Raw genomic sequence first — 17,856 nt, forward strand, 5'->3', positions numbered from 1 at the left:
AACAGGGGACGAGCGATGGAGGTGACAAGGGAGGTGTCATGGGCGTCGAAGTGCGGGTGGACGGGCTGACGAAGTCGTTCGGCGGCAAGCCGGTCTGGTCGGACGTCACGTTGACCCTGCCTGCCGGCGAGATCTCGGTACTGCTCGGCCCGTCCGGCACCGGAAAGTCGGTGTTTCTCAAGGCCCTCGTGGGCCTGCTCAAACCGGACCGGGGCCACATCTGGATCGACGACAGGGATCTCCCCAGCCTGTCCGAGAAGGGGCTGTACGAGATCCGCCGGCTCTTCGGTGTGCTGTTCCAGGACGGCGCGTTGTTCGGGTCGATGAACATCTACGACAACGTCGCGTTCCCGTTGCGGGAACACACGAAACTATCCGAAGGCGACATCAAGGCGACGGTCGATGAAAAGCTCGACATGGTCGGGCTCGTCGGTGCCGAGGACAAGCTGCCCGGCCAGATCTCCGGCGGGATGCGCAAGCGTGCCGGGCTGGCCCGCGCGCTCGTCCTCGAACCGGAGATCATCCTCTTCGACGAGCCGGACTCCGGGCTCGACCCGGTCCGCACCGCATACCTGAACCAGCTCATCATCGACCTGAACCAGCGTACCGGCGCGACGTTCCTCATCGTCACCCACGACATCAACACCGCGCGGACCGTGCCCGACAACATCGGCCTGCTGTACCACGGGCATCTCGCGATGTTCGGGCCGCGGGAGATGCTGCTGTCGAGCACCGAGCCGGTGGTGCGGCAGTTCCTCAACGCGCAGCGCGTCGGCCCCATCGGCATGAGCGAGGAGAAGGACGCCGACGAGCTCAAGGCCGAAGCGGACGCCGGTGCGGAACTGCCGCCGCTGCCCCCGATTCCCTTGCAACTGCAGCCTTCCGACGGGGGAACACGGCGCACCGAACGACCGCCCGGCCAGTGGTGCGCCGAGAACGGCGTCACGCCTCCGCCCGGGTCCTTCGAGGGAGCCGAGAAGGTGAAGGTGTCATGGCCGTCCTGATGAAGGTCGACCGGGGCCTCGTGCAGACCGGCGGCTTCTTCGCGTTCTGTCTCGACACGATCCTCGGCCTCGCCCGACGACCGTGGCAATGGCGGGAGTTCATCCAGCAGGCGTGGTTCATCAGCTCGGTGTCGATCGTGCCGGCGGCGCTCGTCTCGATCCCGTTCGGTGCGGTGATCGCGCTGCAACTCGGATCGCTGGTGCGGCAGATGGGCGCGCAGTCGTTCACCGGCGCGGCCAGCGTGCTCGCCGTCGTCAGGGAAGCCGGCCCGATCGTCACCGCGCTCATCATCGCCGGCGCCGGCGGTTCGGCGATCTGCGCCGACCTCGGCGCGCGGAAGATCCGCGAGGAACTCGACGCGATGGAGGTGCTCGGCATCGACCCGGTGCGGCGGTTGGTGACGCCCCGCGTGGTCGCGTCGATGGTGGTTGCCGTTCTGCTCAACGGATTGGTGAGCGTGGTCGGCGTCGGTGGCGGCTACTTCTTCAACGTCATCCTGCAGAACGGCACGCCCGGCGCGTACCTGGCCAGTTTCCAGGCGCTGGGCCAGCTTCCGGACCTCGTGGTCGGTGAGATCAAGGCCCTGGTGTTCGGGCTCGTCGCCGCGCTCGTCGCGTCGTACAAGGGAATGACGGCGAAGGGCGGGCCGAAGGGCGTCGGTGACGCGGTGAACCAGAGCGTGGTCATCACGTTCATGCTGCTGTTCGCGCTGAACTTCGTCATCACCGCGCTGTACTTCCAGATCGTTCCGCAGAAGGGCCAGTAGATGCTGGACCAACTGGGCGGACAACTCGCGTTCTACCTGAACGCGCTGCGCTGGACCCCGAGAACAATCAGCCGGTACAGAAGAGAAATCATCCGGCTGCTCGCCGAGGTGAGCTTCGGAACCGGTGCGCTGGCGGTGATCGGCGGCACGGTGGGCGTCATCTGTTTCCTGACGTTCTTCACCGGTACCGAGGTGGGGTTGCAGGGCTACCAGGCGCTGAACCAGTTGGGCAGCAGCGCGTTCACCGGCTTCATCTCCGCGTACTTCAACACCCGCGAGATCTCGCCGCTCGTCGCCGCGCTCGCGCTCAGCGCCACCGTCGGGTGCGGGTTCACCGCGCAACTGGGCGCGATGCGCATCTCCGAGGAGGTCGACGCGCTCGAGGTGATGGGCGTGCCGTCGTTGCCGTACCTCGTCACCACGCGGATGATCGCCGGGTTCGTCGCGGTGATCCCGTTGTACGTCATCGGGCTGCTCACAAGCTACTGGGCCACCCGCACGATCGCGACCGGCTACTTCGGACAGTCGGGCGGCACCTACGACTACTACTTCCACCTGTTCCTGCCGCCGGGCGACGTGCTGTGGTCGTTCGCGAAGGCGCTCATCTTCAGCGTGATCGTGGTGCTCGTGCACTGCTACTACGGCTACACCGCGAGCGGCGGCCCGGCCGGCGTCGGCGTGGCGGTGGGCCGCGCGGTGCGGCTCGCGATCGTCGCGGTGAACGTCGTCGACTTCTTCCTGTCGCTGGCCATCTGGGGCGCTACCACGACGGTGCGGATCGCGGGATGAGGCACAACCGGATCCTCGGGATCGTCTTTGTCGCGGTGCTCGCCGGGGCGCTCAGCCTGTCGGTCCTCCAGTACCGCAAGGCGTTCACGCCGGTGGACCGGGTCACGTTGCTCGCCGACCACACCGGGTTGCAGCTCAACCCGGGCGCCGACGTCAAGCTCCACGGCGTGATCGTGGGCGAGGTCCGCGAGGTGAATACGAGGGGACGCGGTGCGCGCGTCACGCTCGCGCTCGACCCCGACCTGACGCCGCGGATACCGGCCGACGTGAGCGCGCGACTGCTCCCGAAGACGCTGTTCGGCGAGCGCTACGTGGCGCTGGTGCCGCCCGGAACGGCGTCCGCGCAAGGGATCAGAGCGGGCGCGACGATCCCACAGGACCGCAGCACCAGCGCCGTTGAGCTGGAACGGGTGCTCGACAACGCGTTGCCGCTGCTGCAGTCGATCCGGCCGGACAAGCTCGCCGCGACGCTGGCGGCGCTCGCCACCGCGCTGGAGGGTCGCGGCGACAAGCTCGGCCGCACACTGTCCACACTGGACGGATACCTCGCCGAGCTGAACGCGGAGATGCCGACGATCGCCGAGGACGTGCGCCGGCTCGTCACCGTCCTCGACACCTACGCCGACGCGATGCCCGACCTGCTGGCCCTGCTGCGCGACGTCACCGTCACCGCGAACACCGTGAGCGACCAGCGCGAGCAGCTCGCGGCGCTGCTCGCCGACACCACCGGCGCGGCCGACGCCACGCGACTCTTCCTTCAACGGCACGGCGATCAGCTCATTCAACTCGGTGATGTGACGCGGCCGGTCCTCGAACTGCTGGCCGCCTACTCCCCCGAATACCCGTGCCTGCTGGGGACCCTGGTCGCGGTGCAGCCGCGGGCCGACGAGGTGTTCCGCGACGGGCGCATGCACATCACGCTGGAGATCACGCGCGACGGCGGCAAGTACGTGCCGGGCCGGGACGAACCGGTGTACGGGGCGCGCAACGGACCCGACTGTCACGGCATGCCGAACCCGCCGATCCCGGCGCCCGAGTACCCGATCAACGACGGCTACGACTACGGCGCCGGACCCGGTGCGGCGAAACGGATCCCGGTCGGCACACCGGGAACCGTGCAGGGGCCGATGGGTTCCGCGGGTACGGCGGAGGAGCAGGGCATCGTGCGCCCCATCGTGGGCGCGGCGCTGGGCGTTCCGCCGGTGGAGGTCCCCGACATCGCGGTCATTTTATGGGGACCGCTGCTGCGCGGCGCCGTTGTGAATGCGAGGAACGCGCCATGAGCATCCGGGCACCGCTCATCAAACTGATCGTCTTCGCGGTGGTGACGATCGTCCTCACCGCGATGCTGGCGCAGACGCTGGGCTCGTGGGCGACCGGCGGCACCGAGTACCGGGCCCGGTTCACCGACGTCACCAGCCTGCTGGAGGGCGACGACGTCCGGATCGCCGGCGTTCGCGTCGGGAAGATAACCCGGATCCGGGTGGTCGACGACAGCATCGCCGAGGTGCGGTTCACGGTCACCGACGACGTTCCGCTGGGCACCGGTGTCCGCGCGAAGATCCGCTACCGGAACCTGGTCGGCCAGCGGTACCTCGCGCTGTTCGAGGGCCCGTCGACCGGACGCACGCTGCACCGCAACGGCGTGATCCCGCTGGAGCAGACCGCGCCGGCGCTCGACCTCACCACGTTGTTCAACGGCTTCCGTCCGCTGTTCACCGCGCTGTCGCCGGACGACGTGAACAAGCTCGCCTACGAGATCATCCAGGTGCTGCAGGGCGAGGGCGGCACGATGGCCAGCCTGCTCCGGCGCACCGCGTCACTGACCAGCACGCTGGCCGACCGCGACGCGGTGATCGGCCGGGTCATCACCAACCTGAACGCGGTGCTGTCCACCGTGGACGAACGCGACGGGCAGCTCGACCAGACCATCGCCCAGTTGCAGCAACTGGTGTCGGGCCTGGCCGCCGACCGGGGCGCCATCGGACAGTCGTTGGCGAACCTCGGTGAGCTCACCCTCGCCACCGGCTCGCTGCTCGGTGACGCCCGGCCGCCGCTGGCGTCCGATGTGGACGGTCTGCGGCAGGTGGCGGGCAACCTGAACGCGAACTCCGCGGCGATCGACCGGGCGCTCGCCGCGATGCCGGGCCGGTACGAGGCGCTGACCCGGGTGGCGTCGCACGGCTCCTGGTTCAACTTCTTCCTCTGCGACCTGAGCGGGAACGTCACGCTGGGCGGCACGACGGTCGCCATGCCGACGTTCTCGTCCACCGCACCGAGGTGCAACGCGGCATGAGACCTCCACTGTGGACACCGTTCCGGCACCGCAACCCGCGGGTCGTCGGGCTGGTGTGCCTGGGTGTGCTCGTCGCGCTCGTGGTCGTGGCGTTCCGGCTCGACGACCTCGCGTCGCTGACGGCCACCACCTACCGCGCCGCGTTCCGCGACGCGAGCGGGCTCGCGCCCGGCAACGAGGTCCGCGTCGCCGGGGTGCGCGTCGGCCGGGTCAGCGACGTCGAACTCGCGCAGAGGCCCGCCCCGTACGTGCGCGTGACGTTCCGGATCGAGGAGGACGGCATCCGGTTCGGCACCGACACCGCCGCGTCGATCCGCATCAAGACCGTGCTCGGGCAGAAGTACCTCGCGATCGAACCCAAGGGCCCGGGTCGGCTCCGGGCGGACGCCCAGATCCCGCTCGACCGCACGGCGTCACCGTTCGACGTCGTGCAGGCGGTCACCGGGCTCGCCGGCACCATCGACGCGATCGACACCACGCAACTCGCCACCGCGTTCAGCACCGTCGCCGAGGCGTTCACCGACACGCCGGCGAGCGTGCGCACGTCGCTCGACGGCCTGTCGCGGTTGTCGAAGACCGTCGCCGACCGCGACGCGGAACTCCGCGAACTGCTCGGCCGCGCCCGCTCGGTGACCGCCGTGCTCGCCGGCCGCGACGAGGAGTTCCGCAAGCTCGTGGCCGACGGCGGCCTGCTGCTGGCCGAGGTGAGCCGCCGCCGCGACGCGATCCACGAACTCCTCGTCGGCACGAACACGTTGAGCGAGCAGCTCACCGGGCTGGTCGCCGACAACCGGGCGCAGCTACAGCCCGCGCTCACCGAACTCCGCGCCACCGTAGCGATCCTCCAACGCAACCGCACGAACCTGGAGCGGACGATCCAGAAGATGGGGCCGTTCGTCACCGCGTTCGCCAACGTCGTCGGCAACGGACGCTGGTTCGACTCCTACGTCGCGGGTCTCGTGCAGCCGCTGGTACCGGGAGGCCGCCGATGAGACGCGCATTGATCGCCGGAGCCGTGGTGATCCTGGCCGTCGCGCTCGCCGTTCCACTGTGGAGGCTCAACCCGGCCGAGCGCCGGCTCACCGCGCACTTCACCCGCGCGGTCGGCATCTTCGCGGGGTCCGACGTCCGGGTGCTCGGCGTGCGCGTCGGACGGGTCGTCAAGGTGACGCCGACCGGGCGCACCGTGCGCGTCGACATGCGCTACGACCGCGACCTGCGCATCCCGGCCGGCGCGCAGGCGCTCGTGATCCCGCCGAGCGTGGTCAGCGACCGCTACATCCAGCTCACGCCGGCCTACGACGGTGGCGCCGCGCTGCCCGACAAGGCCGACGTTCCGGTGGAGCGCACCGCCGTGCCGCTGGAGATCGACGACGTCTACACGGCGCTCGACGAGTTCAACACCGCCCTCGGCCCCACCGGCGCCAACGCCGACGGCGCGCTCGCCGACCTGGTCAAGGCGGGCCGGGCGAATCTGGAAGGCAACGGCGCCAACCTGCACACCACGCTCGACAGCGTGTCGCGGGCACTGTCCACGGTGGCCGACGGCCGGGCGGACCTGTTCGGCACCGTCGGCAACCTCCAGGTCCTCACCACCGCGCTCGCGAAGAGCGACCAGCAGGTGCGCGTCTTCAACCAGCAACTCGCCGACGTGGCCACGCAGCTCGCGGCCGAACGCGACGACCTCGCGAAGGCGCTGCACAGCCTCGCGATCGCGCTGGCCGAGGTGACCACGTTCGTGCGCGACAACCGGGAGGCGTTGCGCGCCAACGTCAGCGCGCTCGCCGACATCACGTCGGTGCTGGCCCGCCAGCAGAAGGCGATCGCCGACATCCTCGACGTGGCGCCGCTCGCCGCGTCGAACCTCAATCTCGCGTACAACCCGCGATCCGGGACGCTCGACACCCGCAATGACGCGCTCGGCCCCTACGATCCGGCCGCGTTCGTGTGCGCGCTGCTGGCCGACGCGGTTCCGCTGCCGCAGCTGCCCGCGGAGTGCACAGCCCTCGCGCAGACCCTGGCCGCCAAGGGCCTGCCGCTGCCCGACCAGCTCCGCAAGCTCCTCGGGCTGGCACCGGCCACGCCGCCGGTCGGCGCCGCGCCACCGGCCGGGCCGCAACAGCCCACACTCCCAGGGCTCCCGGTGGACGTCGGCGGCGCGCTCGACCGGACCCTCGGCGGAATCCTGCGGGGCGCGCCATGAGAGCGGCTACGATCCTCCTCGCCCTGGCGCTCACCGGATGCACGGTCGCCGACGTGCCGCTGCCCGGCGGCGCGCCCGACGGTCCCGCGTACCGGGTCACCGTCGAGTTCCAGGACGTGCTCGACCTGGTGCCGCAGGCCGCGGTGAAGGTCGACGACGTCACCGTCGGCAGCGTCGAGAAGATCTGGCTCGCCGGCTGGACGGCCCGGGTCCGCATCCGGATCGGGCGCGACGTCGAACTGCCGGCCAACGCGACCGCGGCCGTGCGGCAGAGCAGCCTGCTCGGCGAGAAGTACGTGTCGCTCGCCCGGCCCACCACCGAGTCGGCCCGCGGCACGATGACGGACGGCGACACGATCCCGCTCGCCCGCACCCGCCGCTCCGCCGAGGTGGAGGAGGTGCTGGCCGCGCTCGGCCTGCTGCTCAACGGCGGCGGCCTGGCCCAGCTCCAGACGATCAACCGGGAACTCGGCACCGCGCTCGACGGGCGCGAAGCGTCCACAAAGGACCTCCTGCACCAGCTGGACTCGTTCGTCGGCGGGCTGGAGGCGCAGAAGGCCGATCTGGTGCGCGCGATCGACGCGCTCGACCGGCTCACCACCCGACTCGCCGACCAGCGCGCGGTGATCGGCAGCGCGCTCGACGCGCTCGGCCCCGGCCTCACCGTGCTCGCCGACCAGCGCACCCAGTTGACCGGCGCGCTCACCGCGCTCGGCGAACTCGGCGCCGTCGGCACGCGGGTGGTCAACGCCACCCGCGACGACCTGCTCGCCAGCCTGCGCGCGCTGCAACCGACCCTCCAGCAGTTGGCCAGCGCCGGCGACAACCTCCCGCGGTCGCTGGACTTCCTGCTGAGCTTCCCGTTCCCGCCGGGCGTCACCGGCGCGATCGTCGGCGACTACGTGAACCTCGGGGCGACCGCCGACCTGGACGCCGCGCAGATCCTGGCGAACCTCCTCATCACCCCGCCGAAGACCGTCCAAACAGGACAGTCGGGCGGCGGCAGGCAGCCGACCCCGCCGGGCGGTGACGACAAAGGCAACAACGGCGGCACGAAGCCGGTGGTGCCGATCGTCCCGTCGCTGCCGGAGATCCTGCCGATCGGCTGCCTGCCCGTCGTCGGCCCGTTGCTGCCCGGCTGGGTGCCGCCGCAGGGCTGCACGGTGCCGCCCGGGTGCGCGCTGCTGCCGCCGACCGCGTCGGCGCCGCCGGGGAGCCTCCGGCCGCCGGGCGGCGTGGTTCCTCCGGGCACCGTGTTCCCACCGGGAACCCTGCTGCTGCCCGGCACCATCCTCACGCCGCAGTGCCTGCTGCCCAAGGCGACCGGCGCCGTCGACGCGCAGCGGGGCGGCGTCGCCGACCTCCTGCCGGGCGGGCTGGCGCCGTGATCACGACGTCGGTGCGCATCAAGGTGATCGTGTTCGCGGTGGTGAGCCTGCTCGGCACCGGCTTCGTCGCGGTGCGGTACGTCGGGCTCGGCGAGCGGCTCCTCGGCCACGGCTACACCGTCTACGTCGACCTGGCCGACGGCGGCGGCATCTTCGCCAACGCGCCGGTGACCTACCGCGGCGTGCCGGTCGGGCGGGTCACGGCCGTCACCCTGCACGGTACGGGCGCCCGGGTCACGACCAGAATCGAGGACGCAGTGCGCGTCCCCACCGGCCTCAGAGCCGTTGTGGCGCACCGGTCCGCGGTCGGCGAGCAGTACCTCGACCTGCGCCCCGACCGCGACGGCGGCCCGTACCTGCGCGACGGCGCGGTGATCCCGCGCGAGCGCACCGGTGTGCCGCTGCCGCCGGAGACGTTGCTCGCCAACCTCGACGCGCTCGTCCGCTCGGTGAACCCCGACGACCTCGCGGTGGTCATCGACGAACTCGGCGCGGCGTTCGAGGGCAGCGAGACCGCGCTGCGCACCATCCTCGACGCGAGCACGCTCGTTCTCGACGACGCCGTGGCGAACCTCCCGCAGACCGTCACGCTGATCCGCGACGGCGCGACCGTGCTCCGCACGCAGGCCGAGTCGGCCGAGATGATCCGGCAGTGGGCGGCCGGGCTCGCGCGGCTGGCGGAGACGGTGCGGGCGTCCGACGGTGACCTGCGCCGGATCCTGGCCGCCGGTCCGCCGGCCGCGACCGAACTGGTCGCGCTGCTCGACGGGCTGGAGCCGGCGATCGGCGCGCTGCTCGGGAACCTGATCGCGGTCAACGGGGTTGCCGCCCGGCGGTTGGCGGGAATCGAGCACCTGCTGGTGGTGTATCCGCTCGCGGTCGCGGGCGGCTTCACGGTGACGCCCGGCGACGGAACCGCGCACTTCGGGCTGGCGCTCAACGTCAACGATCCGCCGCCGTGCGTGTACGGCGGAAAGCCGACGTGCACCGCCGCCGACCAGGCGCGCGGTTCGAACGTGCGCGGCTCGAACAACGCGCCGCGCGCCGGCGCGCCGCCGTCGACGGGCTCGGGCGCGGAGCCCGCCGACGATCCGTCCACAGTGGCCGGTTACGACCCGGTGACCGGACTGGTGCTCGGGCCGGACGGGCGACCGGTGCAGTTCGGCGGGACCGGCGGCCAGTACGCGCTCGCCGGCGACCAGTCCTGGAAACAGCTTCTCCTGGCGGGAGTGACATCATGACGCTGAAGCTCATCAAGGGCGGCTCACCCGAGGACCCGGCCGAGACGGAACCGGGCAGCCGGACGCACACCGCCCGCCGCCGCACCGGCAGCCGCCGCACGGTGACCCGCCGCACGCCGCCCGGCCGCGATCCCGTCGCCGAGGTGCTCGAGCGGCTCGACGAGGAACCCGTCGAGGCCCCCGCCGAGGGCCCAGCCGATGGCCCAGCCGAGGAGAAGCCACGGATTCCGCGGCAGCGGCGCCGCGCTGTCCGGCGTCCGGTAGAACCACCGGCACCGCGACGGCGCTGGACCGGCCGACCGAGCCGGACCACCGCGGCACTGTTGCTCGTGCTCTGCGCGGCGCTGGCCGGCGCCGCGTTCTTCGGCGTGAAGTGGTACGGCGACCGCGAGACCGAGCGGGCGCAGCGGCAGGCGGTCGCCGCCGCCAAACAGGCCACCGTCGACTTCGTGTCGGTCAGCGCGGCCAGCGTCGACCGCGACCTGCAACGGATTCTCGCCGGCACCACCGGCGACTTCCGCGACGAGTTCAGCCGCGGCCAGTCGCAGGTGCGGGCCGCCGTGGTGGAGAACAACGTGCAGTCGCAGGGCACCGTGCTGCGCGCGGCGCTGCTGTCGGGCGACCGCCGGCGCGCCACGGTGCTCGTCGCGATCGACGCGACCGTGCGCAACGCCAACGCGCCGGACGGCCGCCAGTCGCACTACCGGATCCAGGTGGAACTCGCGCGCAAGGACGGCGCGTGGCTCGTGTCGCGACTGCAGTTCGTGGGGTGAGGAACGTGAAGCGGAAACTGTTGATCGCAGCGATCGTGCTGGCGCTCGCGGGCGCGGGCGCCGCCTGGTGGGCCGACCGCTCGGCCGGCCGGCGCGACGCGGCGGTGCGCGCGGCCCTCGCCGCGTCGACCGCGGCGGCGCAGGCCATCTTCTCGTACGACTACCGCAGCTTCGACACGAGTGTCGCGAATGGACGGTCGTTCGTCACCGGCGGCTTCGCCGACGAGTACGGCCAGACCACCGCCGCGCTCAAGAACACCGCCGTGGCCGAGAAGGCCGTGGTGCGGGCGGCGGTGTCGGCCGCCGGTGTCGTGTCGGCGACACGCGACCGGGTGGAACTGCTGCTGTTCCTCAACCAGTACCGCCGCAACGCGAACATCGACGGCGAGAAGGTCGACCAGAACCGCGTGGTGATCACGATGGTGCCGGTGCGGGGCGACTGGAAGGTGACGGCTGCTTCCGCTATTTGACACCTAGCCGACAGAACATCCGGGTAGCTCGATGGGACGATGGCTCTCCCGTATTCGTGCCGCCCAGAACCCACGGTGAACCCGGAGCCGGGTCGGAACGTTGGTGAGGGTGCAAGGCCACCCCCAGGACGTTGCAGATCCGAGAAGGAGACACCCCGTGGCACCGGAGATCGTCGGGCGCGAAGGTCCCAACACAGGCACGAGCGTCCGCGTCGGTGATGCGCCGGTCACCTTCGGTCGTAAACCCGACAACACCGTGGTCGTCACGAGCCGGGCGGCGTCGCGCTACCACGCCGAGGTGCGCCGCGAAGACGGCCGGTACGTGCTGGTCGACCTCGGCAGCAGCAACGGCACGCTGGTCAACGGCCGGCGTATCAAGGAGTACGTGCTGCGGCCGGGCGACCTGTTCGCGATCGGCAACGAGACGTTCTGCTTCGAGGTGGCCGAGGTGACGCGCACCGTCCTCGGGCTGCCGCCCGTGAAGCCGATCGATCCGGTGGTAGCCGCGACGGTGCCGGTGCTCAACGTCACCGTCTCCGGTGGCGGGCCGGTCGGGCTGAGCCTGGCCCTGCTGCTCGAGCACATCATGGGCGCGCGGGTCGCGGTCACCGTCTACGATGCGCGCTGGACCACCGACGGCGACACGGTGGTGTGGAAGAACGAGGCGGCCGGCAACGTGCGGCGGCAGCAGGTCGTCACCGTGCAGAGCCGCCAGTACCTCAACCTGCCCGAGCACATCCAGGAGCGGCTGTTCCAGGCCGGCGCGTTCACCGAGATGTGGCCGGCCGGCCCCGACTCCGTACAAGGCGCAGGCCCGCGCAACGTGCGCATCGCGTACGTCGAGGACACGCTGCTGGAGCTCGCCAACGAATCGGCGCGCATCACGCTCGTCCCGGAGAAGTTCGACCCGGCCGAGCGCCGCGCCGAAATGACCGGCTCGCACGTGCTCGCGATCTGCGAGGGCAGCCGGTCGCGCACCCGCGACTTCTTCGCACCGAAGTTCGGCACCGCCGACAAGTCCATCTACTCGCTCGACGGCGAGCACCTGCAGGACGTCGTGCTCGGGCTGCGGGTCAAGTCGACGCTGACCGACCCGATGAGCGTGCTGCTCACCGTCGCGCAGAACCGGTTCCTGCTGAACTCGTTGCGCGGCGAGGGCTTCCTCAACATGCGCCTCACCGACGCCGAGGCGCAGGAGGTCGTCGGCATCGACCCGGTGCGGCGGACGTTCGAGGAGTGCATCGCGTCGCGCCCGTGCGTGATGGGCCGCGACGAGCACGGCGACTTCAAGTGCTCGACCCACAGCTCGCTGTTCCTGCCGGCGCTGGTGCGCGGGTCGGCGCTGTGGCGCCGGGTGCTGGAGGGCCTGCGGTTGTTCGGCGTCGCCGAGGCCGACCTCAGCGCGGTGACCGCGTTCCGGCTCGACATGGTGCAGCGTCCCCGGTTCACCGCCGAACTGTTCTCCCCCACCGCGCGCACGCCGGGCACGTACGGGTTCCTGCTCGGTGACGCGGCCAACGCCATCCACTTCTGGCCCGGCCGCGGGCTCAACAGCGGGCTGGCGTCGGCGATCTCGCTGGCCCGGTCGCTCGGCGCCGCCTGGCGCGGGCGCCCGTTCCGCGACGCCGACTTCATCCGCCACGAGGCGGCGATGTCGATGCTCCAGTACCGGCACAAGAGCCGCGCCTGGAAGTCGATGGTCACGTTCGACGAGGACGGGAACAGCAAGGCGATCAAGACGACGATCGCCGAGAGCATCGAGGCGCCGCTCGACGCCGGATTCGACCTCGACGCCGCCGTCGAGGGCCTGATGGAACGGCTGCGGCAGATCCGTGGCCGGCTGACCGGCCGCCTCGCCGACCTGCCCGACGACGACACGCTGCGCGCCCACCTGCGGACCCTGCGCCCGGAGACGCTGCGGACGCTGGTCGACAGCGGCCCCTGGGACACGATGATCGTCGGCGGCGAAGAGGTCGACATCGACATCTTCTACCGGCCCGACCCGCAGGCCGCGCCGGACGAGAGGGTGCTCACACGCAGCTGAACCTCAACTGCCCGGCACGGCCGCCGATGGCCGGTGGTGACCTCGACGGAACCGGCTGGCAGGCGTCCCCTGGCGTGGTTCCTGTGGTGGCAGGGGCTGCTGATCGTGGTGATGGTGGCGCTCGCCGCGGCCGGTCACGACCTGGCCGCCACCGTGGTCGCCGCCGCGACGGGGCTGTCGGCGGCCGGTGCGGTGGTCGTCGGCGTCCGGTGGTTCCGGCCGGCTCGACCGGCCGCGTGGCTGCTCCTCGCCGGCGCGCAGGTCGGGTTCGTCGCCGGGATCGTGATCTTCATGATCGACGACCGGCTGCTGCCCGGTCAGTCGTTCCCCGGTCCGGCCGACGCGACCTACCTCGTCGGCCAGTATCCGCTGATCATCGCCGCGCTGGTGCTGTTCGTCCGGGCGCGCAGCCCGGGGTGGCAGCGGGCCGCGCTCATCGACGCCGCCGTGCTCGCGACCAGCGCCGCGCTCGCCGCGTGGGTGTACCTGCTGCGACCGGCCACCGCGGAGTTCGGCACCGGCGCGACCGGCGGCCTGATCATCGTGGTGACGTACCCGGTCATGGACCTGATCGTCCTCGCGGTCGCGCTCCGGTTCACCCTCGGCGGCGGTGAGCGCGTACCGGCCCGGTCGCTGCTCCTGGGCTCGTTCGCCGTGTCGCTGGCGACCGACACGCTGTACCTGCTGGAGCGCATCGCCGGCACGTTCACCCCCGAGTCACCGACGTCGGCCGGGTACATCGTCGCCGGCGTCCTGCTCGGAGCCGCGGCGCTGCACCCGTCAATGACCGGGCTCGCCGAGCGCGTCGACGCGCCGCCGCTCGAACCGACGCCGGCCCGGCTCGGCCTGCTCGCGGCGGGTGCCCTCATCGCACCGGTGATCCTGGTGGTCGAGCACCTCCGCGGCACCTTGCGGGACGTGCTCGTGATCGCGGCCGCCTGCGCGGTGCTGTTCCTGCTCGTCTTCGTGCGGATGTCCGGACTCGTCGCGGCGCACCGGCGGCACGCGATCACCGACCCGCTCACCGGGCTGTACACGCGGCGGTTCTTCGGACCCACGCTGGCGGTCGAGGTCACCCGGTCCGGCCGCAGCGGCGTTCCGTTGGGTCTCCTGCTGCTCGACGTCGACCACTTCAAACGGATCAACGACGGCTTCGGCCATCCGGCCGGTGACGCGGTCCTGCGGGTCGTGGCGGCGCGGCTCACCGGGCGGTGCCGGTCGGGCGACATCGTGGCGCGGTACGGCGGCGAGGAGTTCGCGGTGCTGGTGCCGGGCGCCGGCCCCGACCGGATCGCGGAGATCGCCGAGGGGCTGCGGCGCGCGATGACCGAACCGATGCCGATCGGCGACGGGCAGGAGGTGGCCGTCACCGTGTCGATCGGTACCGCGACCGTGCCGGCCGACGCCGGGTCGCCGGAGGACGTGGTGCGGTTGGCCGACATGGCGCTGTACGCCGCCAAGGAAGGCGGGCGCAACCGCGTGATGGCCGTTCCCGCTCACGCCGTGAGGGCCGGGAACGGCGCCGGCTCGACCTCGATGTCGGCCATGCTCTCGGTGTAGCGCCGGTAGGCGCGGCGCGCCTCGCCGTGCCGGCCGCCGGCGCGGAGCACCGCCACCAGGCGCAGGTGCGCCGGCTCGTCGTGCGGGTCGTGACCGAGCAGCCGGAGCAGGTACTGCACGGCGGTATCGGTGTCGCCGTCCGACGCGGCGAGATCGGCCAGCGTGCGCGCCACGCGCAGGTACGTGGCCCGGGCCTCGTCGCGCAGGCCGGCGCTCCAGGCCGCGTACGGGTCGTCGCTGAGGAAGTCACCGGTGTAGGCGACCTCGGCGCCGACGAGCGCGGCGCGGGCCCGGGCCGGTTGGCCGGCGGCGAGCAGGCGCGTGCCGTCGTCGGCGGTGCGCAGGAACGTGAGGACGTCGACGTCGAGCGTGCCGAGGCGCAACCGGGCGCGGTCGGCCACCACGTAGCGGTCCGGCTCGAACCGGCGGGTCGGGTCGAGCACCGCCCGCAGCGTCGACAGCGCGACCGACAACCGGTTCGGCAGCCGCTCCGTCGGCTCGCCCGGCCACAGTGTCTCGGCGACGCTGTCGCGGGAGACCATGCGGCCGCGGCTCGCGACCAGGATCGTCAACAGGTCGCGGGCCTTGCGGGAGCGCCACTCCTCGACGGTCACCGGCACGCCGTCCCGCAGCAGTTCGAACCCGCCGAGCGTGCGCAGCCGCACCGACGGCGGCGGGTGCTGGCCCGCGAGCCAGCGCAACGGCCCGGCGGCGTGCCGGCTGTCGGCGGCACGCACGGCCATCAACTGCAACCGGTGCTCGGCGGCGCCGGCCGGCCCGCCGGTGAGCCGCGCCCGCAGGTACTCGTTGACGGCCGCGCCCGGCTCGTGCTCCATGCCCCGCCACAGGTCGGCGGCCTCGGCCAGCCGGGCCACCCGGCCCTCCGGCGGACCGGCGAGCGCGGCCAGTTCGATCGCCTCGGCCATCCGCGGACCCTGCCGGCGCGTACCCGCCGCCGCGAGCGCCCGTTCGGCCCATCCGGCGGCGGCCTCCGGCGCGCCCCGGATCAGCGCGATCCAGCCGGCCGCGAGCGTCACCTCCGCCTCGGCGATGCCCTTGTCGACGTCGAGCGCCTCGGCGACGAGCGCGTCGGCGCGGTCCGGGTCATCGTCCACAATGGACCTGGCCAGCCCGGCCAGCGCCGGCACCGAACTCTGCCGGTCGCTGCCCGCCCGCGCGTGCGTCACCGCCTCCTCGTAGGTCGCGCGGGCCAGTTCCAGGTTGCCCCGCGCCCGGTGCAGGTCGGCCGAGGCGAGCAGCGGGTACGCCGCCATCCGGCTGCCCAGCCGCCGGCAGATCGCCAGCGCCGTGCCGAAGTCGGTGACCGCCTCGTCGAGCCGCCCCAGCGCGAACGTCGCCACGCCCCGGTTGGCGGTCGCCAACGCGAGACTCGACGGCGACCCGGTGAGCTCGGCCAACCGGATCGCCTCGTCGAACTCGCGGACGGCGGACCGGAACTGGCCCGCCTCCGACAGCCGGGACCCGTTGTTGTTCCGCACCCGCATCAACGCGAGCACGTCGCCCGCCCGCGTCGCGGCGCGGATCGCCTGCTCGTAATGCATCGCGTTGCCGTTCTGGTCACCGTCCATCGCGGCGACCATGCCGCACGTGATGTGCGCGGTGGCGAGCGCGGAGTCGTCGCCGCTCGCCTGTGCTGCGTCGAGCGCGGCGGTCGCGGCCTCCCGGCACCGCCGCGCGTCGTGGCGCAGCCAGTGGATCGCGGCGGTCCAGCTGAGCAGCAGCGCGCGGTCCGTATCGCTGTCGGTGTCTCTGTCGGTGTCTTTGTCGGCGTCTCTGTCGGCGTCTCTGTCGGCGTCTCTGTCGGCGTCTCTGTCGGCGTCTCTGTCGGCGTCTCTGTCGGCGCGCTCAGTCGCCGCGAGCGCGGCGTCGAGTTCGCCGCGGTCGTAGTGGATGACCGCGAGCCGCCACGCCAACCCCGCCGGCAACGGCCCGGCACCCGGATCGGCCGCCCGGAAATGCGCCAGCGCCGAGTCCCAGTCGCCCTGGATGTGCCGCGCCTGCCCGGCGACCATGTGCACGGCCGGCGGCAACGATCCGCCGGGGATCCGCGCGACCGCCGCGCTCACCGCAGCACTCACCGCGGCGGCCTCGCCGGCGGCCAGCAGCGCGGCGCCGTGCTCGGCGAGGTGCCCGGTGAGCGCGGCCGGGTCGTCGAGCACGAGGATCGCCCGCAGCGCCTCGGCCGGCCGGCCGCGCTCGTGGAAGGCCCGGGCCGCGGCGGCCGCGAACGCGCGGCGCCGGTCGTCGGTCGCGCTGGCGGCGGCGGTCCTTCCGGCGGCGGCAAGAAGCGGGGGGACGGCGTAAGCGCGGTCGGGCACGTCCTCCACGAGCGTCAACAGTCCCCGGTTGGCGAGGTCGCGCAGATCCGCCTCGGTGATGTCGAGCCCGGCCGCCCGGCACATGGCACCGGTGAACCGCGGCTGCCCGCCGGCCACCCACCACAGTGGACGGATCCGCTCGGCGCCGCTCGCGACCACCTCCTCGGCGAGATAGTCGACAGTGTCCACTGTGGTCGGTGTCATCGCGTCCAGGTGGGCGAGCCGGTCCTTCTGCGGCACCCGGCCCAGCGTCTCGGCCAGCAACCGGACGGCGGCCGGCCAGCCACCGGTGTACCGCTGCACCGCGCCGGCGAGTTCCCGGCCGTCCGGCCCGAGCGCGCCGGCCAGCACCTCGGCGGTCTGCCCGGCGGAGAACGCGAGATCGGCGGCTGCGACGTCGCTGAGGAGGCCGCGGCCGCGCAGTTCGGCGAGCGGGACGGGTGCCGGCGTCCGCGTGGCGAGCACCAGGTGCAACCGGGCCGGAAGCTGCCGGGTGAGCGCCGTGAGCAACGCCGCCGACAGGCCGGCCAGGTGCTCGCACCCGTCGAGCACCAGCACGAGCGGCTCGGTGAGCGCGCGTTCCACCGCGTCGGCGATCGCTTCGGCGGTGGCGTCGGCCGTGCGGTCGCTGGCCGCGTCGGGCCCGTGTTGCGCCGGGAGCGCGCGGTGGGCGTCCAATTGAAGTTTTTCCCCGACCGCGGCCAGGAGCCCGGCCGCGAACATCGCGGGGTCGCGGTCGCGGCCGTCGAGGCTGTACCAGGTGACGCCCACCGCGCGGGTCCGCGCCCACATGGCGAGTTGCGTGGTCTTGCCGTAACCCGGCGCCGCGCAGACGTGCGTGACCGGCCGGCGGACGGCCGAATCGAACCGCCGCACGAGCTCCGGGCGGGCGACGAGGTCCGGAGCGGCCGGCGGGATCGCGCGCTTCCACAGCGGCGTGTACGACCCCATGCGGTGACGGTATCGAATGTTTTAAGGCCAG

At 72.3% G+C, this 17,856-nt stretch carries 14 protein-coding genes; 13 read left to right on the top strand and 1 reads right to left on the bottom strand.

Annotated elements, in window-relative coordinates; all coding sequences use genetic code 11:
- The first annotated feature begins 38 nt into the window (after positions 1–38).
- The 13 genes from Vau01_RS00770 to Vau01_RS00830 all read left to right on the top strand — a co-directional run bounded on the left by Vau01_RS00770 (position 39) and on the right by Vau01_RS00830 (position 14,535).
- Positions 39–1,004 carry an ABC transporter ATP-binding protein gene (locus Vau01_RS00770; protein WP_203985833.1) on the top strand — a complete coding sequence of 322 codons (966 nt, stop codon included), beginning with the start codon at positions 39–41 and terminating at the stop codon, positions 1,002–1,004.
- Entirely contained in the window at positions 992–1,771 is a 780-nt protein-coding gene (locus Vau01_RS00775; protein ID WP_239151194.1) for an MlaE family ABC transporter permease, read from the top strand. The genes Vau01_RS00770 and Vau01_RS00775 overlap by 13 nt, the downstream gene beginning before the upstream one ends.
- A complete protein-coding gene (locus Vau01_RS00780; RefSeq protein WP_203985836.1) occupies positions 1,772–2,560 on the top strand; it encodes an MlaE family ABC transporter permease in 789 nt (262 codons plus the stop codon).
- Complete coding sequence (locus tag Vau01_RS00785; RefSeq protein WP_203985839.1) at positions 2,557–3,843, top strand: MCE family protein; 1,287 nt, start codon at positions 2,557–2,559, stop codon at positions 3,841–3,843. Before Vau01_RS00780 ends, Vau01_RS00785 begins: the two co-directional genes overlap by 4 nt.
- The gene (locus Vau01_RS00790) at positions 3,840–4,856 is read left to right on the top strand and encodes an MCE family protein (protein WP_203985842.1); all 1,017 of its coding nucleotides are present in this window, start codon (positions 3,840–3,842) and stop codon (positions 4,854–4,856) included. Before Vau01_RS00785 ends, Vau01_RS00790 begins: the two co-directional genes overlap by 4 nt.
- Complete coding sequence (locus tag Vau01_RS00795) at positions 4,853–5,848, top strand: MCE family protein (protein ID WP_203985845.1); 996 nt, start codon at positions 4,853–4,855, stop codon at positions 5,846–5,848. Before Vau01_RS00790 ends, Vau01_RS00795 begins: the two co-directional genes overlap by 4 nt.
- Positions 5,845–7,059, top strand: coding sequence for an MCE family protein (locus Vau01_RS00800; protein ID WP_203985848.1), 1,215 nt, complete (start codon positions 5,845–5,847; stop codon positions 7,057–7,059). Before Vau01_RS00795 ends, Vau01_RS00800 begins: the two co-directional genes overlap by 4 nt.
- A complete protein-coding gene (locus tag Vau01_RS00805) occupies positions 7,056–8,447 on the top strand; it encodes an MCE family protein (RefSeq protein ID WP_203985850.1) in 1,392 nt (463 codons plus the stop codon). Before Vau01_RS00800 ends, Vau01_RS00805 begins: the two co-directional genes overlap by 4 nt.
- Positions 8,444–9,688, top strand: coding sequence for an MCE family protein (locus Vau01_RS00810; protein WP_203985853.1), 1,245 nt, complete (start codon positions 8,444–8,446; stop codon positions 9,686–9,688). Before Vau01_RS00805 ends, Vau01_RS00810 begins: the two co-directional genes overlap by 4 nt.
- Positions 9,685–10,461, top strand: a complete 777-nt coding sequence (locus Vau01_RS00815) for an Rv1363c family protein (RefSeq protein WP_203985856.1) — start codon at positions 9,685–9,687, stop codon at positions 10,459–10,461. Before Vau01_RS00810 ends, Vau01_RS00815 begins: the two co-directional genes overlap by 4 nt.
- 5 nt (positions 10,462–10,466) lie before the next feature.
- Entirely contained in the window at positions 10,467–10,931 is a 465-nt protein-coding gene (locus Vau01_RS00820) for a hypothetical protein (protein ID WP_203985859.1), read from the top strand.
- Positions 10,932–11,088: 157 nt separating this feature from the next.
- Entirely contained in the window at positions 11,089–12,975 is a 1,887-nt protein-coding gene (locus tag Vau01_RS00825; protein WP_239151195.1) for an FHA domain-containing protein, read from the top strand.
- Positions 12,976–13,008: 33 nt separating this feature from the next.
- A complete protein-coding gene (locus Vau01_RS00830) occupies positions 13,009–14,535 on the top strand; it encodes a GGDEF domain-containing protein (RefSeq protein ID WP_203985864.1) in 1,527 nt (508 codons plus the stop codon).
- On the opposite strand, the gene Vau01_RS00835 is transcribed toward Vau01_RS00830, so the two are convergent.
- Positions 14,472–17,825, bottom strand: coding sequence for an AfsR/SARP family transcriptional regulator (locus Vau01_RS00835; RefSeq protein ID WP_203985867.1), 3,354 nt, complete (start codon positions 17,823–17,825; stop codon positions 14,472–14,474). The two genes, Vau01_RS00830 and Vau01_RS00835, sit on opposite strands and share 64 nt — an antisense overlap.
- Between the last annotated feature and the right edge of the window lie 31 nt (positions 17,826–17,856).

It is taken from the genome of Virgisporangium aurantiacum, assembly GCF_016863635.1.
Classification (GTDB): Bacteria; Actinomycetota; Actinomycetes; order Mycobacteriales; family Micromonosporaceae; genus Virgisporangium; species Virgisporangium aurantiacum.

What these genes read in the sequence shown, in the direction of transcription:
- Vau01_RS00775 (WP_239151194.1), top strand. Translation starts at nt 992, where the DNA reads ATGGCCGTCCTGATGAAGGTCGACCGGGGCCTCGTGCAGACCGGCGGC.
- Vau01_RS00800 (WP_203985848.1), top strand. Translation starts at nt 5,845, where the DNA reads ATGAGACGCGCATTGATCGCCGGAGCCGTGGTGATCCTGGCCGTCGCG.
- Vau01_RS00790 (WP_203985842.1), top strand. Translation starts at nt 3,840, where the DNA reads ATGAGCATCCGGGCACCGCTCATCAAACTGATCGTCTTCGCGGTGGTG.
- Vau01_RS00770 (WP_203985833.1), top strand. Translation starts at nt 39, where the DNA reads ATGGGCGTCGAAGTGCGGGTGGACGGGCTGACGAAGTCGTTCGGCGGC.
- Vau01_RS00835 (WP_203985867.1), bottom strand. Translation starts at nt 17,825, where the DNA reads ATGGGGTCGTACACGCCGCTGTGGAAGCGCGCGATCCCGCCGGCCGCT.
- Vau01_RS00805 (WP_203985850.1), top strand. Translation starts at nt 7,056, where the DNA reads ATGAGAGCGGCTACGATCCTCCTCGCCCTGGCGCTCACCGGATGCACG.
- Vau01_RS00785 (WP_203985839.1), top strand. Translation starts at nt 2,557, where the DNA reads ATGAGGCACAACCGGATCCTCGGGATCGTCTTTGTCGCGGTGCTCGCC.
- Vau01_RS00780 (WP_203985836.1), top strand. Translation starts at nt 1,772, where the DNA reads ATGCTGGACCAACTGGGCGGACAACTCGCGTTCTACCTGAACGCGCTG.
- Vau01_RS00815 (WP_203985856.1), top strand. Translation starts at nt 9,685, where the DNA reads ATGACGCTGAAGCTCATCAAGGGCGGCTCACCCGAGGACCCGGCCGAG.
- Vau01_RS00795 (WP_203985845.1), top strand. Translation starts at nt 4,853, where the DNA reads ATGAGACCTCCACTGTGGACACCGTTCCGGCACCGCAACCCGCGGGTC.